This window comes from Caballeronia sp. PC1 (assembly GCF_021353155.1).
GTDB classification, from domain to species: Bacteria; Pseudomonadota; Gammaproteobacteria; order Burkholderiales; family Burkholderiaceae; genus Caballeronia; species Caballeronia cordobensis.
The window spans coordinates 1,849,305-1,872,849 of record NZ_JAJUBH010000002.1; the positions used below are offsets into that span (position 1 = coordinate 1,849,305).

Annotated in this window: 18 protein-coding genes, 2 tRNA genes and 1 rRNA gene; 15 read left to right on the forward strand and 6 right to left on the reverse strand. The window is 61.6% G+C overall.

The window, feature by feature from the left end; genetic code table 11:
• Positions 1–209: 209 nt before the first annotated feature.
• From LY284_RS24560 to LY284_RS24600, 9 genes are read left to right on the forward strand one after another with little or no spacing between them, the layout of a single operon-like run.
• Positions 210–863 carry a GntR family transcriptional regulator gene (locus LY284_RS24560; RefSeq protein WP_077158120.1) on the forward strand — a complete coding sequence of 218 codons (654 nt, stop codon included), beginning with the start codon at positions 210–212 and terminating at the stop codon, positions 861–863.
• Between the two features lie 26 nt (positions 864–889).
• Complete coding sequence (locus tag LY284_RS24565) at positions 890–1,696, forward strand: SDR family oxidoreductase (protein ID WP_233388281.1); 807 nt, start codon at positions 890–892, stop codon at positions 1,694–1,696.
• Between the two features lie 15 nt (positions 1,697–1,711).
• Positions 1,712–2,644, forward strand: coding sequence for a 3-keto-5-aminohexanoate cleavage protein (locus tag LY284_RS24570; RefSeq protein WP_014251765.1), 933 nt, complete (start codon positions 1,712–1,714; stop codon positions 2,642–2,644).
• Positions 2,645–2,658: 14 nt separating this feature from the next.
• A complete protein-coding gene (locus LY284_RS24575; protein WP_233388283.1) occupies positions 2,659–3,432 on the forward strand; it encodes an N-acyl homoserine lactonase family protein in 774 nt (257 codons plus the stop codon).
• Between the two features lie 43 nt (positions 3,433–3,475).
• The gene (locus tag LY284_RS24580) at positions 3,476–4,603 is read left to right on the forward strand and encodes a sugar ABC transporter substrate-binding protein (protein ID WP_233388284.1); all 1,128 of its coding nucleotides are present in this window, start codon (positions 3,476–3,478) and stop codon (positions 4,601–4,603) included.
• Between the two features lie 9 nt (positions 4,604–4,612).
• Positions 4,613–6,124 carry a sugar ABC transporter ATP-binding protein gene (locus tag LY284_RS24585; protein WP_233388287.1) on the forward strand — a complete coding sequence of 504 codons (1,512 nt, stop codon included), beginning with the start codon at positions 4,613–4,615 and terminating at the stop codon, positions 6,122–6,124.
• A 10-nt stretch (positions 6,125–6,134) separates the two neighbouring features.
• Positions 6,135–8,234, forward strand: a complete 2,100-nt coding sequence (locus LY284_RS24590; protein ID WP_233388289.1) for an ABC transporter permease — start codon at positions 6,135–6,137, stop codon at positions 8,232–8,234.
• Between the two features lie 27 nt (positions 8,235–8,261).
• Positions 8,262–9,209: a 3-hydroxyacyl-CoA dehydrogenase gene (locus tag LY284_RS24595; RefSeq protein WP_233388291.1), complete on the forward strand. Its 948-nt coding sequence runs from the start codon at positions 8,262–8,264 to the stop codon at positions 9,207–9,209.
• 11 nt (positions 9,210–9,220) lie between these two features.
• Positions 9,221–10,123, forward strand: coding sequence for an SMP-30/gluconolactonase/LRE family protein (locus LY284_RS24600; protein WP_233388293.1), 903 nt, complete (start codon positions 9,221–9,223; stop codon positions 10,121–10,123).
• A gap of 10 nt (positions 10,124–10,133) precedes the next feature.
• Here LY284_RS24600 and LY284_RS24605 read toward each other — a convergent pair whose 3' ends face one another.
• Genes LY284_RS24605 through LY284_RS24620 form a run of 4 tightly spaced genes read right to left on the reverse strand, consistent with a single transcriptional unit; the run spans position 10,134 to position 14,629 of the window.
• Positions 10,134–11,564: an efflux transporter outer membrane subunit gene (locus LY284_RS24605; RefSeq protein ID WP_233388295.1), complete on the reverse strand. Its 1,431-nt coding sequence runs from the start codon at positions 11,562–11,564 to the stop codon at positions 10,134–10,136.
• A gap of 10 nt (positions 11,565–11,574) precedes the next feature.
• Positions 11,575–12,735: an ABC transporter permease gene (locus LY284_RS24610; RefSeq protein ID WP_045452948.1), complete on the reverse strand. Its 1,161-nt coding sequence runs from the start codon at positions 12,733–12,735 to the stop codon at positions 11,575–11,577.
• A complete protein-coding gene (locus LY284_RS24615) occupies positions 12,732–13,676 on the reverse strand; it encodes an ABC transporter ATP-binding protein (RefSeq protein ID WP_233388297.1) in 945 nt (314 codons plus the stop codon). Before LY284_RS24615 ends, LY284_RS24610 begins: the two co-directional genes overlap by 4 nt.
• The gene (locus LY284_RS24620; RefSeq protein WP_233388299.1) at positions 13,673–14,629 is read right to left on the reverse strand and encodes an HlyD family secretion protein; all 957 of its coding nucleotides are present in this window, start codon (positions 14,627–14,629) and stop codon (positions 13,673–13,675) included. Before LY284_RS24620 ends, LY284_RS24615 begins: the two co-directional genes overlap by 4 nt.
• 244 nt (positions 14,630–14,873) lie before the next feature.
• On the opposite strand from LY284_RS24620, the gene LY284_RS24625 reads away from it, so the two are divergent.
• Positions 14,874–15,044 carry a hypothetical protein gene (locus LY284_RS24625; protein ID WP_014251776.1) on the forward strand — a complete coding sequence of 57 codons (171 nt, stop codon included), beginning with the start codon at positions 14,874–14,876 and terminating at the stop codon, positions 15,042–15,044.
• Between the two features lie 40 nt (positions 15,045–15,084).
• Here the strand turns inward: LY284_RS24625 and LY284_RS24630 are convergent, their stop codons facing one another.
• Complete coding sequence (locus LY284_RS24630; RefSeq protein WP_233388302.1) at positions 15,085–17,214, reverse strand: phosphocholine-specific phospholipase C; 2,130 nt, start codon at positions 17,212–17,214, stop codon at positions 15,085–15,087.
• Positions 17,215–17,246: 32 nt separating this feature from the next.
• Positions 17,247–17,504, reverse strand: a complete 258-nt coding sequence (locus LY284_RS24635; RefSeq protein WP_233388304.1) for a hypothetical protein — start codon at positions 17,502–17,504, stop codon at positions 17,247–17,249.
• A 361-nt stretch (positions 17,505–17,865) separates the two neighbouring features.
• Here LY284_RS24635 and LY284_RS24640 point away from each other — a divergent pair, with 361 nt between their 5' ends.
• From LY284_RS24640 to LY284_RS24660, 5 genes are all read left to right on the forward strand, one after another.
• Positions 17,866–20,277, forward strand: coding sequence for a penicillin acylase family protein (locus LY284_RS24640; RefSeq protein ID WP_233388443.1), 2,412 nt, complete (start codon positions 17,866–17,868; stop codon positions 20,275–20,277).
• A gap of 432 nt (positions 20,278–20,709) precedes the next feature.
• A complete protein-coding gene (locus tag LY284_RS24645; protein WP_233388306.1) occupies positions 20,710–21,075 on the forward strand; it encodes a DUF4148 domain-containing protein in 366 nt (121 codons plus the stop codon).
• A gap of 421 nt (positions 21,076–21,496) precedes the next feature.
• Positions 21,497–23,029, forward strand: a 16S ribosomal RNA gene (locus LY284_RS24650).
• Positions 23,030–23,092: 63 nt separating this feature from the next.
• Positions 23,093–23,169, forward strand: a tRNA-Ile gene (locus LY284_RS24655).
• 33 nt (positions 23,170–23,202) lie between these two features.
• A tRNA-Ala gene (locus LY284_RS24660) sits at positions 23,203–23,278 on the forward strand.
• Positions 23,279–23,545: the final 267 nt, after the last annotated feature.

Consider the following 23,545-nt stretch of genomic DNA (forward strand, 5'->3'; position numbering starts at 1 on the left):
TCCGCAATCCGCCGCGTTCTCCGCGTTTTCACCTAGCAATCCGAGGTTGACTCACGCGCTCGCGCAGCCGACACTTTCATCCATCGCAGTGTGATCACAGGTCACACCAAACGAACCGCATCGCAGCAGCCGAACGAAAGAACGGAGGCAAAGTGGCGACACGCTCGACGACGGATTTACCCGCGCTCGAATTAGTTGCACGCGAAACGATGGCTGGCCGCGTCTACGCGCAGTTAAGGCAAGCCATCATGACGGGCCGCTTCGCGCCCGGACAATTGCTGAGTCTGCGCAGCGTGGCCGAAGCCGTCGGTTCTTCGACGATGCCGGTGCGCGCCGCGCTCACGCGTCTGCAAGCAGAGGGTGCCTTGATCGACGGACCCGGCCGCGCGCTGATGGTCCCGCCGATGACGCTCGACTTGCTCGACGAACTGCGCGACGTGCGCATCGCACTCGAAGGCGCGGTCGCCAAGCGCGCGGCATCGCGCATGACGCGAACGCATCTCGAAGCGCTGCAGGCGATCTTCGACACCATGGACGCGCATGTCGAAGCCGGCGACGTGCCCGCTTATCTGCGCAGCAACTTCGACTTTCACATCGCCATTTACGCGCACGGCGCGAGCGATCTCACGCTCGCGACGATCCAGAACCTGTGGATGCGCATCGGTCCGTTTCTCAATCTCGTCGCGCCCGACATACCGCACATGCGCCGGTCGATGGCGGCGCATCGCCATATCGTCGAAGCGCTCTGGCGCGGCGACGGCGAAGGCGCGCGCGCCGGCATCGAGGAAGACATCGGTGATGCAGCGGCCGATCTGCAAGAGCGTCTGCAAAGCGCCGAGCCCGGCAACGAAGCGAGCGCCTGAATCGAAAACAAAAGGGAGACAAAGGCATGACGGTTCTTCAGATGCTGAAACCGCACGCGGGCTTGCGCGTGCTCGTGACGGGCGGCGCGTCGGGCATCGGGCTCGTGATCGCGCGCGCATTCGTCGATGCGGGGGCGCGCGTGCATGTCTGCGATTCGAGCGCCGAAACGATCGATGCGCTGACGCAGGCCGAAGCGAGCGCGGAGTGCAATGCGATCACGTCCACGCTCGCGGATGTATCCGACAAGGAAGCCGTGGAGCGCGTATTCGCCGATGTGGAGCGCGAACTCGGCGGACTCGATGTGCTCGTGAACAACGCGGGCATCGCGGGCCCGACCGGCGGCATCGACGAACTCGACGCGAACGAGTGGGAACAGACCATCGACGTCAATCTGAACGCGCAGTTCTACTTCGCGCGCCGCGCGGTGCCGCTTTTGCGTAACGCGCGCGACGGCGGAACGATCATCGCGCTGTCGTCGGTGGCGGGAAGGCTCGGCTATGCGTTTCGCACGCCGTATGCCGCGACGAAATGGGCGGTCGTCGGCATGACCAAGAGTCTCGCCATCGAACTGGGGCCCTCGAATATCCGCGTCAATGCGATCCAGCCGGGCATCGTGAAGGGGCCGCGCATCGAACGCGTGATCGCCGCGCGCGCGAAGCAGCTCGATCTCTCTTATGAAGAGATGGAAAAGCAATATCTCGCGAAGATTTCGCTGCGCCGCATGACGACGCCCGAAGAAGTCGCGGCCACCGCGCTCTTTCTATGTTCGCCCGCGGGCAGCGGCATCTCGGGACAGGCGATCTCGGTCTGCGGCAACGTGGAAGTCCTTTAAAACAACGAGGATCACATGGCAACGAAACGCAAGGTCATCATCACGTGCGCGCCGACAGGCGCGATTCATACGCCTTCGATGTCGCCGTATCTTCCGCTGACGCCGCAACAGATCGGCGATGCCGCGCTCGCCGCCGCGAAGGAAGGCGCTGCGATTCTGCATCTGCACGCGCGCGATCCGAACGATGGCCATCCGACGCAGGACCCCGCCGTGTTTCAGGAGTTTCTGCCGCGCATCAAGGCGGAAACGGATGCGGTCATCAACATCACGACGGGCGGCAGTCCGCACATGACGGTGGCCGAGCGTTTGAAGCCCGCGCATCACTTCAAGCCGGAAGTGGCGTCGCTCAACATGGGCTCGATGAACTTCGGTCTCTATCCGATGCTCGAGCGCTTCAAGGAACTCAAGTACGAGTGGGAGCGCAAGCATCTGGAAAACAGCCGCGATCTCGTGTTCAAGAACACCTTCGCGGATATCGAATACATCCTCACGTCGTGCAGCGATAACGGCACGCGCTTCGAGCACGAATGCTACGACATCTCGCATCTGTATAACCTCGCGCACTTCGTCGATCGCGGACTGGTCAAGCCGCCGTTCTTCGTGCAGAGCGTGTTCGGTTTGCTCGGCGGCATCGGGCCGCACCCGGAAGATCTCGCGCATATGAAGCGCACGGCGGATCGGCTGTTCGGCAACGATTATGTGTGGTCGATTCTCGGTGCGGGCCGTCATCAGATTCCGCTTGGCTCGATCGGTGTCGCGCAGGGATCGAACGTGCGTGTCGGTCTCGAAGATTCGCTGTGGATCGAACCGGGCAAGCTCGCCGAATCGAGCGCGGCGCAGGTGCGCAAGATTCGCCAGGTTATCGAAGGCCTGTCGCTCGATATCGCCACGCCCGCCGAGGCGCGCGAGATGCTCAAGCTGAAAGGCGCGAGCGACACCAACTTCTGACGGCGGAGGACATCGTGAACGCCAGGCTGAAAGTAGTCGCGATGCCGACGGGCTGGCTCACCGTCGATCGCTCCTCGCAAGTGTATGGCCGCTACTTCGGCCAGCAAATGAAGGTGCCCGTGTGGTCGACGGCGATTGTCGGCGCGTCGAAGAAGATCGTCGTCGATACGGGCATTCACGATCCGGGCTGGGTGTCGAGCTTCGTCTGTCCGTGTGATCAGGCGCCCGAGGAAAAGCTCGAACGCGCGCTGAAAGAATATGTCGGCTGGAGCGCGGACGATGTCGATATCGTCATCAACACGCATCTGCATTACGACCATTCGGGCGGCAATACGCTATTCAAGAACGCGCGCTTCATCGTGCAGGCGGCGGAGTGGGAGTACGCGGGTCATCCGCTGCCGACGCAGGCCACGTATTACCAGGAGTTCCTGATCGGCCGCGAGCCGCTTGCGTACTTTCGCTGGCAGTTCGTCAACGGCGTGACCGATATCGTGCCCGGCGTGCGCGTCGTGCCGACGCCCGGTCATACGCCGGGGCATCAGTCCGTCGCGGTCGATACGGAAGAGGGCGTCGTGCTGATCGCGGGCGATTGCGCGAACTGCATGGAGAACATCGTCGATCTCGTGCCCGTGGGCATCGTGCATGAAACGCTCGCGGAGATCGGCTCGTTGTCGCGCATCCGTCAGATCGCGGATTTCGTCATACCCGGACACGACCCGAATGTCGTGCCCGGCAGCGCGGGTATCGCCTTGCCGGCCAGTGCGCGGCTGCCGCATGTGAGCAAGTAGAAGCGCATCGTCGAAGACCAATAACGCAGCAACGGAGGATGACATGAAAGCATGGACGCAATCGATTCGTCATGCGGGCCGGGCGGCGCTCGGCCTCGCGTTCGCGGCGGCGCTCGCCGTCTCGGGACAGGCGCACGCGGCGGGCAAGTACAAGATCTTTCTTTCGATGAGCTATGTCGGCAACGACTGGCAGACGGAAGCCGCGAACATGGTCAAGGCGATGGCGAACACGCCCGGCTTGAAAGACAAGGTCGATCTCGAAGTGCAGGTCGCGGGCACCGACGCGCAGAAGCAGATTCAGCAGATCAACTCGATGGTGCAGGCCGGCGCGAAAGCCATCGTCATCTATCCGATCTCGCCGACGGCTTTGAATCGCGCGATCAAGAATGCGTGTTCGAAAGGCGTGGTGGTCGCGGCATACGACGGCGAAGTGACCGAGCCGTGCGCGCATAACGTCACGATCGATCAGCATCAGGCGGGCACCGTCACCGCCGAGTGGCTCGCGAAAACGCTCAACGGCAAGGGCAATGTCGTGATGATCACGGGTGTGCCGGGCACCTCCGTGGATCGCGCGCGCACCGAGGCGGCGAAGGCGGTGTTCGCGAAGTTCCCGGGCATCAAGATCGTTGCGGAAGGCACGGGCATGTGGAGTCAGGCGACGGCCAAGACCGAGCTCTCGAAGATTCTCGCGACGAATAGCTGGGACAAGATCGACGGCCTGTGGATGCAGGTGGGCTGCTTCACGGCGGCGTCGATGCAGCTCGAAGCGGGCATCGCCGATGACAAGATCAAGCCGTGCGCGGGCGAATCGTCGAACGGGCATCGCGTGCAGATGTTGCCGCCCGGCGAAGTGAATGGGCAGGGCGCGTATCGCTCGATCGGCTATCGCTCGATCTCGTACGGCGCGCCGCCGTATTCGGGCGCGATGGCGCTCAAGATGGCCGTGAAGAAGCTCGATGGCGGTGATTTTCCGGCGCGCGTGACGTTGAAGCTGCCGCTCGTGCTGACCGCTGAATCGAAGCTCTGCAAGACCGGCAGCATCGACGAACTGAAGGCGGGCTGCACGGCGTTCGCGCCGGACAAGGTGCCGCCGGGCTGGTTCGCGGACATCTATTCGGAAGACACGAAGGAAGTGGGCTTCAACGCCGCGTTGACGGGCAATCAGGACTGAGGTGCGACGATGAACGACGCATCGCTGGCGATCGATCTGTCGAAGGTGACGAAGCGCTTCGGCGCGACCGTCGCGCTCGACGGCGCGTCGTTCTCGGTGAAACGCGGCGCGGTGCATGCGCTGCTCGGCGAGAACGGCGCGGGCAAGTCCACCACGGTCAAGCTGCTGTCCGGGCTGATGCAGCCAGACTCGGGCAGCATCCGCGTGTTGGGCGACGACGTGACGATGCGTGCGCCGAGAGACGCGCATCGCGCGGGCGTGCAGACGGCGTTTCAGGAGATGACGCTCGTGCGCGATCTGACCGTCGCGCAGAATCTCCTGATGTCGTATGAACCGACCGGCTTCCTCGGGCGCATCAGGAAGCGCGAGGCGCAGCGGCAAGCGGCGGAATGGCTCGACCGGCTCGAACTGCCCGACGTGCGTCCCGGCGCGTATATCCGCGATCTTTCCTTGCCGGTGCGGCAGAAGATCGAGATTGCGAAAGCGATCGTGCGCCAGCCGCGTGTGCTGCTGCTCGACGAGCCGACCTCGGCGCTCTCGGGCCGCGACGTCAACTGGCTCGCGCGGCGCATCGACGAACTGAAAGCGAGCGGCGTGACCTTCGTGTTCATCACGCATCGCATGCAGGAAGTGCGCGAGTTCTGCGACAGCCTCACCGTGTATCGAAATGGCCGCGACGTGGGCGCGTTCGATGCGGCTGATATATCGGATGACGAAGTAATCAGACTCGTCATCGGCCGCTCGATGGAGGCGAAGTATCCGCCGAAGGTCGCATCGGCGGTGAGCGATGCGACGCCGGCCATCGAAACGCGCAACGTGCGCGTCGATGGCGTCGTCACCGACTTCGATCTCGCCGTGAAGCCCGGCGAAGTGCACGGTATCGCGGCCTTGCAGGGCATGGGGCAGCGCGAGCTGTTCGAGGCGCTGTTCGGCGCGAGCTATATCGACGAGGGCGAGATTCGCATCGAGGGCAAGCCGGTCACGTTGACCTCCACGGCGGACTCGCTGAAAGCGGGCGTATCGACGAGTTTTCTGCCCGAGGACCGCAAGACCGAAGGCCTCTTTCTGCGCTTGCCTGGCGGCGAGAACGTGTCCCTGCCCGTGATCGGACGTTTCTCGCGCTTCGGGCTCATCGACCGCAAGCGCGAACAGGCGGCGATACGCCGCTCGCTCGCGCAGATGGAAGTGAATCCGCGCGCGCTCTACAAGCCATGTCTGTCGTTCTCGGGCGGCAATCAGCAGAAGATCGCCATGGCGAAATGGCTGCTCACGCAAAGCCGCGTGTGGCTGATGTTCGATCCGACGCGCGGCATCGATGTCGGCACCAAGCATCAGATCTTCGTCTTGATGCGCGCCTTCGCGGCGGCGGGCGGCGCGGTGCTGTTCTACTCGACCGATGTGCCGGAGCTCGTCAACGTGTGCGACCGCGTATCGGTGATGTATCGCGGACGCAATGCCGGCGAGTTGTCCGGCGAAGCGCTCACCGAAGAAAACGTGATGCGCAAGATGCTTTCCAGTTGAGAGGTGCTTCATGAAGATTGCCGTAGCGTCGCCCGATAGCGAAATCGTGCGGCCGGGCGCGCGCGTGGGATTCGGCGCGCGCATCGATCATCATCGCGGGCTCATCATCGCCATCTCGGCCCTGCTCGCGATGCTCGCCGGATGGGTCGCCTTGTCCGCGACGCCGGTCGGGCTGTACGACATCGGCTCGGTCATTTCGAGTGCGACCACGCTCGCGCTCGCGGCGATCGGGCAGACCATCGTCGTATTGACGGGCGGCTTCGATCTGTCGGCGTCGGCGGTCGTGTCGCTCGCAAACGTGCTCGCGGTGCGCTTCGTGCAGGGCTCGCCCGTCGAGCAATGGGCGGGCGCTGCACTGATTCTCGCGATCGGCGGCGGCATCGGGCTCGTCAATGGCGCGTTGATCGCATGGTTCCGCCTGCAATCGATCGTCGTCACGCTCGCGACGATGTTCATGGTGCAAGGCCTCACGCTGCTGATTCAGAACAAGCCCGGCGGCAGCGTCGGCGATCAGTTCGGCGCGGCGCTCACGGCGGATCTCATTGCCGACAAGTTGCCGATGTCGGCGGGGCTTCTGATCGTCGCGCTGCTCGTCTGGGCGTTCGTCAAGCGCACGCGCTTCGGCGTGGGGCTCTATGCGCTCGGCAGCGACCCGGACGGCGCTTATGCGAACGGCATGCCGGTCACGCGCTACCGCATCGCGACCTATGCGCTCGCGGGCATGTTCTACGCGGCGGCGGGGCTGTATGTATCGGCGCAGACGGGTTCGGCCGATCCGCTCGTGGGCCGTCCGTTGCTGCTTTCGATGTTCACCGCCGTCGTGCTCGGCGGCACGCTGCTCGGCGGCGGGCGCGGTGGCTGCGTGGGCACCGTATTCGCCGCGATGACGCTGATGATCACCGTGAACATTCTGCTCGTGCTGAATGTATCGGCGTTCTTCACGACAATTGCGGAAGCGGTGATCCTGATTCTGGCGGTGCTCGGCTCGTCGATCGGCAAGCAGTCGGCCGCGCACGAATGCGCGCGGCACGCAGCGCAATGGTTCAAGGCGATGCGAACGGGCACGCGCGCGCGCGACGATAGAAACGCACGCCGCGTCACGTTCGAGGTCGACGATTTTCGGCCCATCGAGAACACGGAGCTCAAGGGGCGCGCCATCGCTGACTGGATCGAGCGCAATCGGGAATGGGCGAAGTATGTCGTGCCGGCTTATATGCTGTTCTTCGCGGTGGTCGTCATAACCGGCATCGTGTATGGCCCCGGCGTGCTCGTCAGCGCGAATTTCTATAGCAGTCTCTTAACGCTCACGCTCTTTCTCGCGATTCTCGGTCTGGGTCAGGGCGCAGTCATTCTGACGGGCGGACTCGATCTCTCGATGCCCTGGCTCATCACGCTGTCCGGCGTGCTGTTGACCGGACTGACGCATGGCGTGAACGGTGCGGCTGCGTGGGCCGTGCCGCTCGTGCTCTTCGTGGGCCTTTTCGTCGGCGTGTTCAACGGGGTCGGCGTGGTGATGCTCGGCTTGCCGCCCATCGTCGTGACGCTCGCGGCGAATGGCTTGCTGCAAGGTCTGACGCTGATCTATTGCAACGGCTCGCCGCAAGGCTGGTCGCCTTCGTCGATCAGCGAATTCACCAACGGGCGCCTCGGTCCGCTATCGCTCGCGGCGTGGAGCGTGCCGGTGTTTCTCATCATCGCGTTGCTGCTTTTGCATCGCACGCCGTTCGGGCGGCGCGTTTATGCGGTCGGCAATTCGCAGGTCGCGGCGAAGCTCTCCGGCGTGCGCGTCGGCACGACGCTTATCGCCGTGTATTGCCTGTCGGGCTTGTGCTCGGCGCTCGTCGGTCTGCTGCTCGCGGGGTTCAGTTCGCAAGCGTTTCTCGGCATGGGCGATCCGTATCTGCTGCCTTCGATCGCGGTCGTGGTCGTGGGCGGCGCACTCATCACGGGTGGACGCGGGCACTATCTCGGCGTGTTCGGCGGTGCGCTCCTGCTGACCGCGCTCGGCACGCTGCTCGCGGGCACCACCGTGCCGCCGGCCGTGCGCGACATCATCAACGGGCTCGTCGTGCTGGCGGCTGTCATCACGTTGCGGGACAAGAAGGGCTAACTCAACTCGAATGAGGACCACAGTCAGATGCAAGCGAAAAACATCGCGGTGATTGGTTCGGGGCGCATCGGGCGCGCGTGGGCGATCGTCTTCGCTAAAAGCGGCTTCGACGTGAAACTGCACGATGCATCGCGGGAGATGCTGTCCGGCGCGATTCCCGCGATTCGTGAAAGCGTGCAGGATCTCGCCTCGTTCGGTCTGATCGATGAACCGGTCGATGCAATCGTGTCTCGCATCGTGATTTGCGAGAGCCTCGGCGATGCGGTTGCGGATGCGGATCTCGTGCAGGAGAACATCGCGGAAGTGGTCGAGGCGAAGCGCGCGCTGTTCATCGAACTGGATCGGCTCACGAAACCCGATGCGCTGCTCGCGAGTTCGACTTCGGGACTGCCTGCATCGACATTCACGGAGGGCATCGAAGGCCGCGCGCGTTGCCTCGTTGCGCATCCGGTGAATCCGCCGTCGCTCGTGCCGCTCGTCGAATTGTGCGGCGCGCCGTGGACTTCGCGGGAGACGATGGAACGCGCCCGCGCCATCTACGAAGAAGCGGGTCAAAAGCCCGTGAACGTGAATCGGGAAATTTCGGGCTTTCTGCTCAATCGCCTGCAAGGCGCGCTGCTCGACGAAGCGCTGAGTCTCTACGAGCAAGGCTATGCGAGCGCGGCCGATCTCGACACCGTGATTCGCGACGGACTCGCGATGCGCTGGTCGTTCATGGGCCCGTTCGAAACGATCGATCTCAATGCGCCCGGCGGGGTTGCCGACTACGCGGCGCGTTATGGCGGCACGTATCGCGCGATCGCATCGACGCGTCAATCCTTCGACTGGTCCGCCGATACGCTCGGCAGGCTGGACGCCGAGCGTCGCGCGGTGCTGCCGCGCGAGCGCATCGAGGAACGCAGCCGCTGGCGCGATCGCAGACTGATGGCCTTGCTCGCGCATCGCCGTCGGATCGAGGATGGTGAGCCCGAATAAAGGAGACGACGATGGCTGAAGTACGCTTGCTGGTCGATGCGAACAATCACCTTGGCGAAGGTCCGCTCTGGGATGTGCAGGAAGAACGGCTGTACTGGATCGACAGCACGGCCGCGGAAATCTATGGCTGTCGCGCGGACGGCGGCGACGTGAAGCGCTATTTCGTGCCGCGTCACATCGGTTCGATGGCGTTGCGCGAGCAAGGCGGCGCGGTCGTCGCGCTCGCGAATGGCCTGCATTTCTACGACTTCGAATCGCAAACCGTGCAGTTCATCGCCGATCCCGAAAGCGACGATACCGAAACGCGTTTCAACGATGGCAAGGTGGATCGCAAAGGCCGCTTCGTCGCGGGCACCATGTCGTATGACTTCGACCGTTACGACGCCGATCGCGGCCAGCGCTCGACGCGCAGCGGCGGCCTATACCGGCTCGACACGGACGGCAAGCTTGCGCGTCTGGACAGCGGCATTAGCTGCTCGAATGGCCCATGCTGGAGCCCGGACAACAAGACGTTCTACTTCACCGACACCTACAGCAAGGAGATGTACGCGTACGACTACGACATCGAAACGGGCGCCGCGACGAACAAGCGGCTCTTCGCCTCCGCGCATGACATGGCGGGCACGTTCGATGGCGCGACCGTCGATGAAGCGGGCTATATCTGGTCCGCGCTCGTATTTGGCGGACGCATTCTGCGCTTCGCGCCCGATGGCACGCTCGACCGCGTCGTGCCGTTTCCGGTGCGCAATCTCACGAGCGTGATGTTCGGCGGCCCGAATCTCGACATCCTGTATGTCACGACGATGGGCCGCCCGATGTGGGGCATTCCGCAGAAGGAGCGCGACAAGGGCGGCTTGTTCGCGGTGACGGGGCTGGGCGTGCGAGGCATTCCCGAGCCGCGATTCGCGGGTTGATGCGTCGGCGTCATTGCGGCGCGGAGGCTGCTTTCATGTCTTCGCTCGCGCCGCCTAACGACTGTAAGAGGGCGGCCGTGTCAGACAGACGATTCGCTTGCGCGAGCGCATGATCGAGTTGCGTCTGCAACGCCTGACGTTGTGTATCGAGCAGATCGAAGCGGCTCACACCGCCCGCGATGAAACGCGCATGTGCCGTATCGAGGTTCGCTTGCGCTTCGCTCGCGGCCACCGCGCGCGATTGCAATGCGTTCGCATCGTTTTGCAACGCGGTGAGGCTATCGGCGACTTGCTGCAAGGCGTCCAGCACGGTCTGCCGATACGCCGACAGCGCCGCGTCGTAAGCCGCTTCCGAAGCGCGCTTCTTCGCGCGCAATTCGCCGCCATGAAAGAGCGGCTGCGTCAGATTCAATCCGACATTCCACACGTTCACGCTGCTCAGCATGTCTTGGATGTTCGTGCGCTGGCTGCCCGCGCCCGCCGTTAGCGAGAACTTCGGATAGAGGTCGGCTGTCGCTACGCCGACATTCGCGCTCGCCTGATGCAGCAGCGCTTCCGACGCGCGGATATCGGGACGTTCGCGTGCGAGCGTCGAAGGCAAGGTGAGCGGCACGCTCTCGGGCGCGTGCAGCGAATCGAGCGTGATCGCATCGAAATCGGCTTTGGACGGTTCGACGCCGAGCAATATCGCAAGCCGATGATCGGCCTGATTGCGTTGCGCGATGAGCGAGGGCAGGCTCGCACGCGTCTGCTCGACGAGCGTGCGTTGACTGCGCACATCGAACGATGCGACGCCGCCTGCTTCGAAGCGGCCTTCCATGATGCTCAACTGCCGGGTCTGCGCATCGACGAGACGCTCCGTCAACGTGATCTGCTGTTGCAGCGAAGCGCGCCGGATCGCCGTCGATACGACATTGCCCGCGATGGAAAGACGCGCCGCATCGAGTTCGAACGACTGGTAATCCACCTGCGCACGTAATGCTTCGAGCGCGCGACGCTCGCCGCCGAAGATATCGAGCGTATAGGACACGCTGACCGATGCGTCGTAGAGCGTGAACGGTCCCGGACTCGGCACGGGCACGCCGAACGCAGCGGGATCGACCTTCTGGCGCGAGGTGGAAAGCGATGCATCGACGGCGGGAAAATACGTTGCGCCCGCCTGCGCACGGTAGTCCTCGCGCGCCTGCACGAGCTTCGCACGGGCCTGGGCGAGGCTCGGACTGTCGTTCAATGCGCGATCGACGAGATCGTTCAGCGCATCGGAACCGAACTGCTTCCACCAGAACGGCAAGGCATGGTCGGTTGACGGAAAGCCTTGGGAAGCAGTCATCGTCGACGTTCTTATATAGCTTTGCGTATCCGGCGGCGCGGGCGCGTGGAAGTCGGGGCCGACGGTGCAGCCGCACAGCACGAGGGCGCAGAGAGAAAGCATGGGTTTCATCGACGTCTCCCTAATCCAGCGTGCGCCGATAGAAGCGCAGCGCAATGCCCATCACGATGACGGTGAAGAGCGCCATCGGCCAGACGGAAGGCCATAGATCCGCCCAGCCATTGCCCTTGAGCAGAATGCCGCGAATCAGGCGGTTGAAGTAAGTGAGCGGCAACAGATTGCCGATGAACTGCGCCCATGCGGGCATGCCCGCGAACGGAAACATGAAACCCGATAGAAGAATGTTCGGCAGGAAATAGAACATCGTGAGTTGCATGGCCTGCAACTGATTCTGCGCAAGCGACGACAAAGTAATGCCCACCGTCAGGTTCGCGGCGATGAACAGCAGCGCGGCGAGATAGATCGCGAACGGATTGCCGACGAACGGCACGTGAAAAACGAAACGCGTGGCGAGAAGAATGATCGATGCCTGAATGAGACCGATGAACACGTAAGGCACGATCTTGCCGGTCATCACTTCGACGGGGCGCACGGGTGTCGCGAGCAGATTTTCCATCGTGCCGCGCTCGCGTTCGCGCGTCATCGCGAGGCCCGTCATCATGACGAGGGTCATCGTGAGGATGACGCCCATCAGGCCCGGCACGACGTTGTATTGCGTGATGCCCTCGGGGTTGTAGAGGTTATGCACCTGGACGTCGAATGCGGCGGGCTTGCCGTTCAGCGATGCAAGCGGGCCGGTGAGGTCCTTGCCGGCGACGGACTGGACCAGGCCGGGCAGCGCGTTGCTTGCCTTGCTCACCGCGTTGGGATCGGTGGCGTCTGCTTCGATGAGCAGTGCGGGCCGCTCGCCGCGCAAGAGCTTACGCGAGAAATCGGCCGGAATGTCGAGCACGAACAGCACGCGCCCTTGCGCGAGCGCGCGGCGGCCGGCTGCGTCGTCGGGCAGCGTCTCGACGATATCGAAGTAGTCGGAATGCTTCATCGCCGCGACGAAGCTGCGCGTGAACGGACTTTGATCGCCGACGATGACGGCGGTCGGCAAATGCTTCGGGTCCGTGTTGATCGCATAGCCGAACAGCGCGAGCTGCACGATCGGCAAGCCCACGATCATGCCGAACGTGATGCGGTCGCGCCGCAATTGCAGAAACTCCTTGATGACGATGCTCCACCAGCGCGTGACGGAGAATCGCCCGAACATCGCAAGCGGCCCGCGCGCGTTCATGACGTCACCTTGAAATTATCGGTGGAGCGGCTCATCAGATAGATGAACACGTCTTCGAGGCCGGTTTCGATGCGCTCGGCGCGCATTGCGCCGTCTTTCGTCGCATCGCGCACGGCCCGTTCGAGCGCGGCGTGATCGCTGCCGCTCACGTGCAGCGCCGAGCCGAACACGACGGTTTGATCGATGCCCGGCGTCGTGCGCAAGCGCTCGGAAAGCTCGCTCAGATGATCGCCCTGAATGCTCCATGTCGCGAGATTCTGCGCGGCGATCACTTCATTCGCGGTGCCTTGCGCGAGCAGCTTTCCATAGGCGATATACGCGAGCTTGTGGCAGCGCTCGGCTTCATCCATGTAATGCGTGCTGACGAGCACGGAGATGCCTTTTGCCGCGAGTCGATGCAGTTCTTCCCAGAAGTCGCGGCGCGCAGTGGGATCGACGCCGGCGGTCGGTTCGTCGAGCAGGAGCAGCTTCGGCTCGTGCAGCATGCAGGCGGCGAGCGCAAGGCGTTGCTTCCATCCGCCCGAAAGCGAACCGGTCAGTTGATTGGCGCGGCTTTGCAGACCGAGCGCTTCGAGCGCGCGATCGACCGTTTCGCGGCGGTTCGTCATCTGATAGATGCGCGCGACGAAGTCGAGATTTTCGCGGATCGTCAGGTCTTCCCAGTACGAGAAACGCTGCGTCATGTAGCCGACATTGCGCTTGATCTCTTCGCTTTCGCGCACGATGTCATAGCCGAGACAGGTGCCGCTGCCGGAGTCGGGCGTGAGCAGTCCGCACATCAGGCGGATCGAGGTCGTCTTGCCGCTGCCGTTCGGGCCGAGAAAGCCGAAGATTTCGCCGCGCGCGACTTGCAGCGAGACATCGTTGACAACGTGCTTGTCGCCGAAATGCTTGTTGAGATTGTGTACGTCGATGACGTAGGGCGTGTCCTGCGCGTTCATTGCAACCTCACTGCGACGGGCTGGCCCGGATGAAGCTTCGATGCGTCGCCGACTTGAGGATGCGCCTCGACCATGAATACGAGCTTGGCGCGATTTTCATTGCTGTAGATGACGGGCGGCGTGTACTCCGCCTGATTGGACACGTAGGTGATCGTCGCGGGTACGGCTTCGGCACAGCCGTCGCAATGAATCGACACCGCGCGGCCGGTCGCGAGACTGCCCACCACGGTTTCAGGCACGAAGAAGCGCACTTTCACATTCTGCGGCGGCAGCATCTGCACGACGGGACTGCCCGCCTGCACCCATTCGCCGACGCGATAGAGCGTGTCGTATACGAGTCCGTCCGCGGGCGCGGCAACTTGCTTCTGATCGACTTTCCATTGCGCCTGCGCGACGAATGCCTGCGCGGCCGCCACCTGTGCGCGCTGGGCGGCGATTTGTTGCGGGCGTCCCGGCAAGCGTGCGATGTCGACCTGTTCGATGAGATCGCGCACTTGCGCGGCGGCTGCATCGGCATTGGCGCGTGAATCGTCGAGTTGTCCCTTGGCGATGCCGCCCGCGCCGAATTGCGCTTCGTCGCGGCTCAACTGCAATGCGGCCTTGCGGGCATTCGCGCGCGCCTGCGCGAGTTGCGCGCGCACCGAAGCCACTTCCGGCGCGCGTTTTCCGGTAAGGATGTCTTCGAGTTGAGACTGCGCTGCGCCGAGCTGGCGCTGGGCCTGATCGAGTGCGGCGGTTTCATCGGTGGATTCGAGCGAGAACGTGCTCGCGCCTGCCTTTACGCTTTGCCCGCGCTTGACCGATAACGCGCTGAGCTTGCCCGACTGTGACGAGCCGAGATAGACGAACTCCCCTTCGACGTAGCCCTGATAACTGTCGCGTGCCTGATGCGAGCACGCCGCCAGCGTCGCGACGACGAATAAGCAAATCGGTGTGGCGGCAACGCGATTCATGGGCGATTCCGTTTCTTGGTTGGTCTACCAAACAATACGCGAGTCGAAATGCCGCTGTCAAGCGAGGCGCGCTCGCCATCAGGAGAAGGATAGGAAAAGTGCAGCGCAGGCGTTCTCTTGTCAGAGGAAAAGATGCCCGGCTAATTGTTTTGGTTCGGTAAATTTGACGTGTCCATGCCTATGCGCGTCACGGCGAGCAGGCATTACGAGTGCTTCGCCATGTACGACTTGAGGCGAATACGATATGGACGATATTTTGAGAATCGCGCAGGACTGCGGCTTTGCGGTGGTACTGGAAGGGCGGATCGGCACTCAGGAGTACAACAGCGTGAGCGGACCCGTACAGGCATTGGAGAAATTCGCGGAGGCGATTCGCGACACCGTGTTGCAGGAAAGGCCGCGACACGACGAGTGATTGAGCCCGCCCCGACTTACATCGAGGCGGGACACTTCGCTTAACTCGCTGCGGTCATCGGCGCAATAGCCGCCGGATCGGTGATGCTCGGCTTGCCGGTTTCCACGTGACCCGCGATGCGGCGTGAAAAGCTGGCGTCGTCACGGTCGCTGACGGTCAAGTCGTACCAGTGATGACTGGCCCCGAGAATCCAAGTTTCTTCGAGCGTCGCGCCCGGCGGCACGTTCACCTGACGCGGATGCGCGCCGTAGGCGTTATCGACGACGGATAGCTTTGCATGCGCGTTCCCGTCGTTGACGAAGCGAAGCATGAGATTACCGTTCGCGATGTCGTAATGCGCCTTCACTTCCGGTTGCGCGGCGCGCGCGGATTGCTTTTGCGTCTGCGGCGCGACATTGCCTGAAAAATTGCGGATGAAACCATTCGGTCCATACACGGCAAATGCATAGACGCCGTTCGTGTTCGTGAGATCGAACGTCTCGCGCAGGGACTTTTCGGCTTCGACGGTATAGCGCCACGGACCGTCGGTGCGGTTGCTCGAATAGACGTAGAAATGCGCGCCCTGACGCCCGGTGTTGGCGAAGTCGATCACGAACTGATTCTGCTTGTCTTTGGCGTGGCCATTGATGTGCAATTCGTAAGGCAGCGCGCGCGCGAAGCGCGGCCCCGATTCCTGCGCGTCGATTGCGCCGGGCGTTGCGGGCACGGCCGGCGGCGGCTGTGTCGAGCATTGGTTATCCGCGATCGAACGGTAGTTGCTCGTGTCGGGCAGCGGCGGCATGCGTGAATCCGTCGTGCGGAAATCGAATGCCGCGGTGAGATCGCCGCACACCGCGCGACGCCATGCCGTGATATTGGGCTCCATCACATTGAAGCGCGTTTCGATGAAGCGGATCACCGATGTGTGATCGAACACCTGCGAGCACACGAAGCCGCCCTTCGTCCACGGCGAGACGATCGTCATCGGCACGCGCGGCCCGAGACCGTAGGGCAGGTTATCGACGGTATAGCTGCCGCCGCGCGCGGGATTGACGATGTTGTGAATTTCGCCGTCGGTCGTGACGGTCGAAAGACCTTGTGCGCGCGAGCTCGGCGGCTGCGGCGGCACGACATGATCGAAGAAGCCGTCGTTCTCGTCGTACATGATGAAGAGCACGGTCTTGCTCCACACTTCCGGATTCGCGGTCAATGCATCGAGCACTTGCGACGTGTATTGCGCGCCGTATGCCGGCGTGTACTTCGGATGCTCGGAAAACGCAGCGGGCGGGCACAGCCACGACACTTGCGGCAGGCGATTGGCGAGTACGTCGGCCTTCAGGTCATCGATCGTGCGCACGGTCTGAGCGCGTTCATAGAGCGGCGTGCCGGGCTTCGCGTTGATGAAGTTCGTGAAGTTCTGCAGGATGTTGGTGCCGTAATTGCCGTTGAGCGGATCGGCGCCCGTGAGCCCTTGCTGATAGATCTGCCATGAAATGCCGGCGTCCTGTAAGCGTTCGGGATAGGTCGTCCACGAGAGCAGTTGATAGTTCGGCGGGCCGTCGCCGTCCACGAAGTCGTTGTTGTCGAGCAGCGGGCCGCCTTTCGTGCCGGTCGGATCGACCATGCCGGTCATGAGGTAGGCGCGATTCGGATGCGTGGGGCCGGGCAGCGAGCAGAAGTACGCGTCGCAGACGGTAAATGCATCGGCGAGCGCATAGTGAAAGGGAATATCGCTGCGCAGATGGTAGCCCATCGTCATATCGGTCTTGTTGGCGCACCACTGGTCGTAGCGCCCGGCATCGATTGCTGCGTGGGTCTTGTACCAGGAGTGGTCGAGATCGCCGACGCACTGCGCGCTCGTCGTGGCGGTGTCGAGGTGAAACGGCAGAACGGGTTTCGTCGGATCGGCCTTGGACGGCTGAAACCAGACGGGTTTTCCGTTCGGCAACGGAATCGGAAATCGATCGTTATAGCCGCGCACGCCGCGCAAATGGCCGAAGTAGTGATCGAAAGAACGGTTCTCCTGCATGAACACGACAATATGTTCGATGTCCTGAATACTACCGGTACGCGAAGATGCCGGTATGGCCAGCGCGCGACGGATCGAATCAGGGAAGGCGGTGAGGGCTGCGGCGGCGCCAGCCGAGTGGGCGACGGTTTGCAGAAAACGGCGACGGCTATTCGATGTCATTGGTTATTGTCCTTCTGCTGGGGGGAGATGGGTTAGTGGCGCGGGGTGTCATCGGTTTGCGGGGCGTAGCTCAGAACGGGCGTGACTTGACGGCTATCGTCGTCGAGACTCGCTTGAGCGCTTGCAACCGGATCGCTGGCGAGCGCCGGCAATGCCGCGGCTGCGTTGGCGTCGGTGCTATCCGATGCGGCGTTCTCAGTCGATGATGGGGCTGAAGATGTGCCGTCGCCCGCACCGCAGGCAGCGAGTGACAGCAACAGCGCGACGATCAGAAAGAAACGGCACGGCATGAGCGAACTCCTCTGCGTACGCATGCGATGAAGATGGCGGACGCAAGTGTGCTCATGCTGCGCGAAACTTTTGTGAAACGTTTGCGTAAAAGGCGGTCGAACAGGGCTTTCGTTCAGTTATTCAAAGCTGGCAGTGAATTTGAATGAAAATGTAAGAGGTGCGTATGTAGCGGGGAAGGTTTTTGACATCCACGCTTAATGATTCGCATACCTATGCAAATTAATCCGCTATCAGGCATTGCGATTGCTAAGAAGCGTTCTTTTGGACCTTTGCGTATCGTTTGCAATCCCATTACAGTGCAGTATTCGCGTGACTCGAATTAACATCGATAAAAAAGGAGACGCTCTGATGAAGAGAAAGATGGGACTACGCTTGCGCGCACTGATGCTTGGCGCTTCGCTGGTTGGTCCGCTTGCGGCGCAAGTGGCGCTTGCCGACGCGCCGGAGGTCGAGACCATCGCCGTGGCCGGTCTTTCGCAGCCGTCGGACATTCTGATCGATCGCTGGGGCGTTCCGCACATCTTCGCGGCCAATGACAGCGACGCCTTCTTCGTGCAAGGCTTCAACGCGGCGCGCGACCGGTTGTTCCAGATCGACCTCTGGCGGCGGCGAGGTCTCGGCGAGCTCTCCGAGGTATTCGGCCCCGCCTATGTGGAGCAGGACAAGGCCACGCGGCTCTTTCTCTATCGGGGCGACATGGCGACCGAATGGCAACGCTACGGACCCGACGCGAAACCGGCGGCGACGCGCTTCGCCGCAGGCGTGAACGCGTACGTCGCCTGGCTTGCCGCGCATCCGGACCGCATGCCTTATGAGTTTCGCAAGATCGGCTATTGGCCCGCTAAATGGAGCGCCGACGATATCGTGCGGATTCGCAGTCACGGTCTCACGAGAAACCTGACGAGCGAAGTGGCGCGGGCGCGCGTGACGTGCAAGAGCTCGGTCGATGCGGATACCGTACGCTTTGGCTTGCAGCCGCCCTGGAAAGCGCAGGTTCCGGCAGGCCTCGATCCTTGTCTTCCCGACGATGTGCTCAAGGTGTTTACGCTTGCGACGCAAGGCGTGCGCGTCACGAAGGAGTCGATGAAGAGCGCGGATTCTTCGACGACGGTCATCGCCGCCGCCGACAATCCCGAAGAAGTCACCGAAGGCAGCAACAACTGGGTCATCGCGCCATCGAAGTCGGCGACGGGCCGCGCGATCATGGCGAACGATCCGCATCGCGCGTATGCCGCGCCGAGCCTGCGCTACATCCAGCAGATCAGCACGCCGACGCTCGACATCATCGGCGGGGGCGAGCCTTCCGCGCCGGGTATTTCCATCGGGCATAACGGATCGATCGCGTACGGCCTCACGATCTTCAATATCGATCAGGAAGATCTCTATGTGTACGAGTTGAATCCGGAGAATCCGCGTCAGTATCGCTATAAAGGCAAGTGGGAGCCGATGCGCGTCGTGCGCGAGCAGATCGCTGTTCGCAATGGTGCGCCCGTCAGCGCGGATCTGCTGTTCACACGGCATGGCCCGGTGATCTACACGGAAGAGAGCAAGCATCGCGCATTCGCCGTGCGCACCGCGTGGCTGTCGCCGGGCATGTCGCCTTACTTCGATTCAATGCGTTACATGCGCGCGAAGAACTACGCGCAATTCAAGGCCGCACTCGCGACATGGGGCGCGCCGACCGTCAATCAGGTCTTCGCGGACAAGGACGGCAATATCGGCTGGGTACCGAGTGGTCTCGCGCCGATTCGACCGAACTGGGATGGCCTCATGCCCGTGCCCGGCGATGGACGCTATGAATGGGCCGGTTTCTGGCCGCGCGATGCAATGCCTTCGGTCTATAACCCGGCGCAAGGCTACTTCACGACGTCGAATGAAATGAATTTGCCCGCCGGTTATCCGTACGCCGAGCGCAAGCTCGGCTTCGAGTGGACCAACGGTTCGCGGCATCAGCGCATCGATGAAGTGTTGAAGTCGCTGCCCAAGGTGTCGATCGAAGATTCGGAACGTTTGCAGAACGATATCGTTTCGATTCCGGCGCGCAGGCTCGTCGCCTTGCTTGCGCCGCTTTCAAGCGATGACGATGACACGCGCGCCGCACTCGCGATGCTCAAGGGCTGGGACGCGCACATGGGCGCCGATTCACCGCAGGCGGCGCTGGAAGAAGTATGGCTCTCGCGGCATCTCGGGCGTGTCTTCAAGGAAGCGATATTGCCAAAGGATGCAGCGGCGTCGTTCGGCGCGCCCGACACTGCCGTGATGCTCGAGACGCTCGAACATCCGCAGACGCGCTTCGGCGCCGACGCGCCAGCCAAACGCGACGCCGTGCTGCTTTCGAGCCTGCGCGATGCGTATGGCGAGATGCGGCATCTGCAAGGCGCCGATGCGAGCCAGTGGCAATGGGGCAAGCTGCAGACGAACCTGAATGCGCATCCTCTCGCCGATGTCGTCGACGCGGACATGCGCGCAAAGCTCAATGTCGGGCCGACAGGAAAGGGCGGCAGCGCGTACACGCCGAATCAATCGACTTATCGCGCGAGCGATTTCCGCGAGACCAATGGTCCTTCGTTTCGCGTGGTCGTGGATGTCGGCAACTGGGATGCGTCGCGTGCGGTGAACCTGCCTGGCGAGTCGGGCGATCCGGATAACCCGCACTATCGCGATCTCGCGAAGATGTGGCTCGACGGGCAATACTTTCCGCTGCTTTATTCGCGCTCGGCCGTCGAGGCTGCAACCGAAAAGCGCGTGCATCTCGTGCCTGATGCGCATTGAACATCGGTCCCGCGAATAGCATTGTTGCGGGATCGGCAAGGCATCTTCAACGCGGGCGGCGATGATCTTTGCGCCGCCCTGCTTCACAATACGCTCGCGGTGGACGGGTGCTGGCTGGCGCCTTGCCGGACTCCTCATCCGGCTTCGTCCTCCGCGCTTCCTCGTTGTTTCCCCTCCTGATACCCCTAGACGTCGATGCGATGCCGTGCGCCGCTCGATCGAAATCTCGTCTTGTCGCGGGAATAGATGGCCGCGTGCGCGGGTTAACCAATCGTAGCCTCAACGCTTGAAACCTAGGTGTCGATCGAAGTTAGCGCTTTAGCGCTCGCAACGGTCGGAGTGAGTCGAAGCCGCGCAAGGGCCCTGTGCGTTCGATGAGGTTCGTGGATCGCGTGCGATCCGGTCAACCTTTACCGTCGGAGTGTGAACATCATGAACGCTATCGCCAAAGTTATCGTGTCCCTCGCTGTGGTCGCCTCGCCCACGTTCGTTTTCGCGCAGAGTCAAAACGTGCCGTTGACCCGCGCACAAGTGAAGGCCGAACTCGCGCAACTGGAACAGGCCGGCTACTCGCCCGCCATGGGCGAGCAAGCCAACTATCCCGCCGACATTCAGGCTGCGGAGGCGAAGGTGGCCGCGCAGAAGGCGAACGAGACCAACGAGGCCTATGGCGGCGCGCAGGCGGGCGGCGCGGCAGCGGGCTCCGGCGCGATGCGCATGCCGATGCAGCATGGTATGTCTTCGGCATCGGACTGCGTCGGGCCTGCGGGATTCTGCAAACCGTTTTTCGGGAGTTGAGCCGTCGAGTGATCGCTCGGCGCGAGGAGATCAGTCAAGGATTATCGCGTTCGAAATATCAGACTGAGAAATCTGGATTTCGGACGCGCTGTTCTGGCGTAGAAAAATAATTTGCGAAAGGGACTTGCGGGAGCTTCATCGGCCCGTCATAATCTCGTTTCTCTGCTGCAGACAACGCAGCGACGCAAGACGGTGGTGAGGTTGGATGTCTTGCGATGTGCTCTTTAAAAACTAACAGCCGATAAGTGTGGGCGCTTGATAGCGAGTGCGGCTGGTCTTTCGGGATCAGCAATAGCAAAAGTATCAAGAGTCTCACACGAAGTATCAGAGGAAGGTTTTTCTGTTTTAGGACAGATTAATCATCGTCAGTACGTTGAGTGAGCGACCGGTTCTTAACGGAACCGAAAACAGTAACAGGTTTGAACTGAAGAGTTTGATCCTGGCTCAGATTGAACGCTGGCGGCATGCCTTACACATGCAAGTCGAACGGCAGCACGGGGGCAACCCTGGTGGCGAGTGGCGAACGGGTGAGTAATACATCGGAACGTGTCCTGTAGTGGGGGATAGCCCGGCGAAAGCCGGATTAATACCGCATATGACCTAAGGGAGAAAGCGGGGGATCTTCGGACCTCGCGCTATAGGGGCGGCCGATGGCAGATTAGCTAGTTGGTGGGGTAAAGGCCTACCAAGGCGACGATCTGTAGCTGGTCTGAGAGGACGACCAGCCACACTGGGACTGAGACACGGCCCAGACTCCTACGGGAGGCAGCAGTGGGGAATTTTGGACAATGGGGGCAACCCTGATCCAGCAATGCCGCGTGTGTGAAGAAGGCCTTCGGGTTGTAAAGCACTTTTGTCCGGAAAGAAAACTTCGTCCCTAATATGGATGGAGGATGACGGTACCGGAAGAATAAGCACCGGCTAACTACGTGCCAGCAGCCGCGGTAATACGTAGGGTGCGAGCGTTAATCGGAATTACTGGGCGTAAAGCGTGCGCAGGCGGTCTGTTAAGACCGATGTGAAATCCCCGGGCTTAACCTGGGAACTGCATTGGTGACTGGCAGGCTTTGAGTGTGGCAGAGGGGGGTAGAATTCCACGTGTAGCAGTGAAATGCGTAGAGATGTGGAGGAATACCGATGGCGAAGGCAGCCCCCTGGGCCAACACTGACGCTCATGCACGAAAGCGTGGGGAGCAAACAGGATTAGATACCCTGGTAGTCCACGCCCCTAAACGATGTCAACTAGTTGTTGGGGATTCATTTCCTTAGTAACGTAGCTAACGCGTGAAGTTGACCGCCTGGGGAGTACGGTCGCAAGATTAAAACTCAAAGGAATTGACGGGGACCCGCACAAGCGGTGGATGATGTGGATTAATTCGATGCAACGCGAAAAACCTTACCTACCCTTGACATGGTCGGAACCCTGCTGAAAGGTGGGGGTGCTCGAAAGAGAACCGGCGCACAGGTGCTGCATGGCTGTCGTCAGCTCGTGTCGTGAGATGTTGGGTTAAGTCCCGCAACGAGCGCAACCCTTGTCCTTAGTTGCTACGCAAGAGCACTCTAAGGAGACTGCCGGTGACAAACCGGAGGAAGGTGGGGATGACGTCAAGTCCTCATGGCCCTTATGGGTAGGGCTTCACACGTCATACAATGGTCGGAACAGAGGGTTGCCAAGCCGCGAGGTGGAGCCAATCCCAGAAAACCGATCGTAGTCCGGATCGCAGTCTGCAACTCGACTGCGTGAAGCTGGAATCGCTAGTAATCGCGGATCAGCATGCCGCGGTGAATACGTTCCCGGGTCTTGTACACACCGCCCGTCACACCATGGGAGTGGGTTTCACCAGAAGTAGGTAGCCTAACCGCAAGGAGGGCGCTTACCACGGTGGGATTCATGACTGGGGTGAAGTCGTAACAAGGTAGCCGTATCGGAAGGTGCGGCTGGATCACCTCCTTTCTCGAGCTTCGCACTTAAAAGTTAAGCGCTCACGCTTATCGGCTGTTGTTTAAGACAGGCTTTGGGTCTGTAGCTCAGTCGGTTAGAGCACCGTCTTGATAAGGCGGGGGTCGATGGTTCGAATCCATCCAGACCCACCACGAGTCGAGATGGGTCGTGCAGGCCTAAGACGCGGGGGATTAGCTCAGCTGGGAGAGCACCTGCTTTGCAAGCAGGGGGTCGTCGGTTCGATCCCGTCATCCTCCACCAATCCTCAATGCCTAGTGTTCACCGAGCGTGAATATTAAGCATTGGCGATTGAAGCCAGTTGATGCTGCAGGAATTGAAGTGATCCTGTCGGCTAAACGTTCTTTAACAATCTGGAAGAAGTAGTAAAGAGACTATCTAAAAGCACTTAGAGATGGGTGCGAGTCGGGTAGTCAGGGTAGTGATTGTATCAAGTATGAAAAGGTGATCGAAAGATTGCTTTGGAATACGGCACAACGCGAATACTCAGCCTATGACGTGGTGAGTCGA

Coding starts and splice junctions, on each gene's coding strand:
- LY284_RS24565 (WP_233388281.1), top strand. CDS start 890: ATGACGGTTCTTCAGATGCTGAAACCGCACGCGGGCTTGCGCGTGCTC.
- LY284_RS24570 (WP_014251765.1), top strand. CDS start 1,712: ATGGCAACGAAACGCAAGGTCATCATCACGTGCGCGCCGACAGGCGCG.
- LY284_RS24620 (WP_233388299.1), bottom strand. CDS start 14,629: ATGAATCGCGTTGCCGCCACACCGATTTGCTTATTCGTCGTCGCGACG.
- LY284_RS24645 (WP_233388306.1), top strand. CDS start 20,710: ATGAACGCTATCGCCAAAGTTATCGTGTCCCTCGCTGTGGTCGCCTCG.
- LY284_RS24635 (WP_233388304.1), bottom strand. CDS start 17,504: ATGCCGTGCCGTTTCTTTCTGATCGTCGCGCTGTTGCTGTCACTCGCT.
- LY284_RS24595 (WP_233388291.1), top strand. CDS start 8,262: ATGCAAGCGAAAAACATCGCGGTGATTGGTTCGGGGCGCATCGGGCGC.
- LY284_RS24625 (WP_014251776.1), top strand. CDS start 14,874: ATGGACGATATTTTGAGAATCGCGCAGGACTGCGGCTTTGCGGTGGTA.
- LY284_RS24630 (WP_233388302.1), bottom strand. CDS start 17,214: ATGACATCGAATAGCCGTCGCCGTTTTCTGCAAACCGTCGCCCACTCG.
- LY284_RS24600 (WP_233388293.1), top strand. CDS start 9,221: ATGGCTGAAGTACGCTTGCTGGTCGATGCGAACAATCACCTTGGCGAA.
- LY284_RS24615 (WP_233388297.1), bottom strand. CDS start 13,676: ATGAACGCGCAGGACACGCCCTACGTCATCGACGTACACAATCTCAAC.
- LY284_RS24560 (WP_077158120.1), top strand. CDS start 210: ATGGCTGGCCGCGTCTACGCGCAGTTAAGGCAAGCCATCATGACGGGC.
- LY284_RS24610 (WP_045452948.1), bottom strand. CDS start 12,735: ATGAACGCGCGCGGGCCGCTTGCGATGTTCGGGCGATTCTCCGTCACG.
- LY284_RS24590 (WP_233388289.1), top strand. CDS start 6,135: ATGAAGATTGCCGTAGCGTCGCCCGATAGCGAAATCGTGCGGCCGGGC.
- LY284_RS24605 (WP_233388295.1), bottom strand. CDS start 11,564: ATGAAACCCATGCTTTCTCTCTGCGCCCTCGTGCTGTGCGGCTGCACC.
- LY284_RS24640 (WP_233388443.1), top strand. CDS start 17,866: ATGGGACTACGCTTGCGCGCACTGATGCTTGGCGCTTCGCTGGTTGGT.
- LY284_RS24585 (WP_233388287.1), top strand. CDS start 4,613: ATGAACGACGCATCGCTGGCGATCGATCTGTCGAAGGTGACGAAGCGC.
- LY284_RS24580 (WP_233388284.1), top strand. CDS start 3,476: ATGAAAGCATGGACGCAATCGATTCGTCATGCGGGCCGGGCGGCGCTC.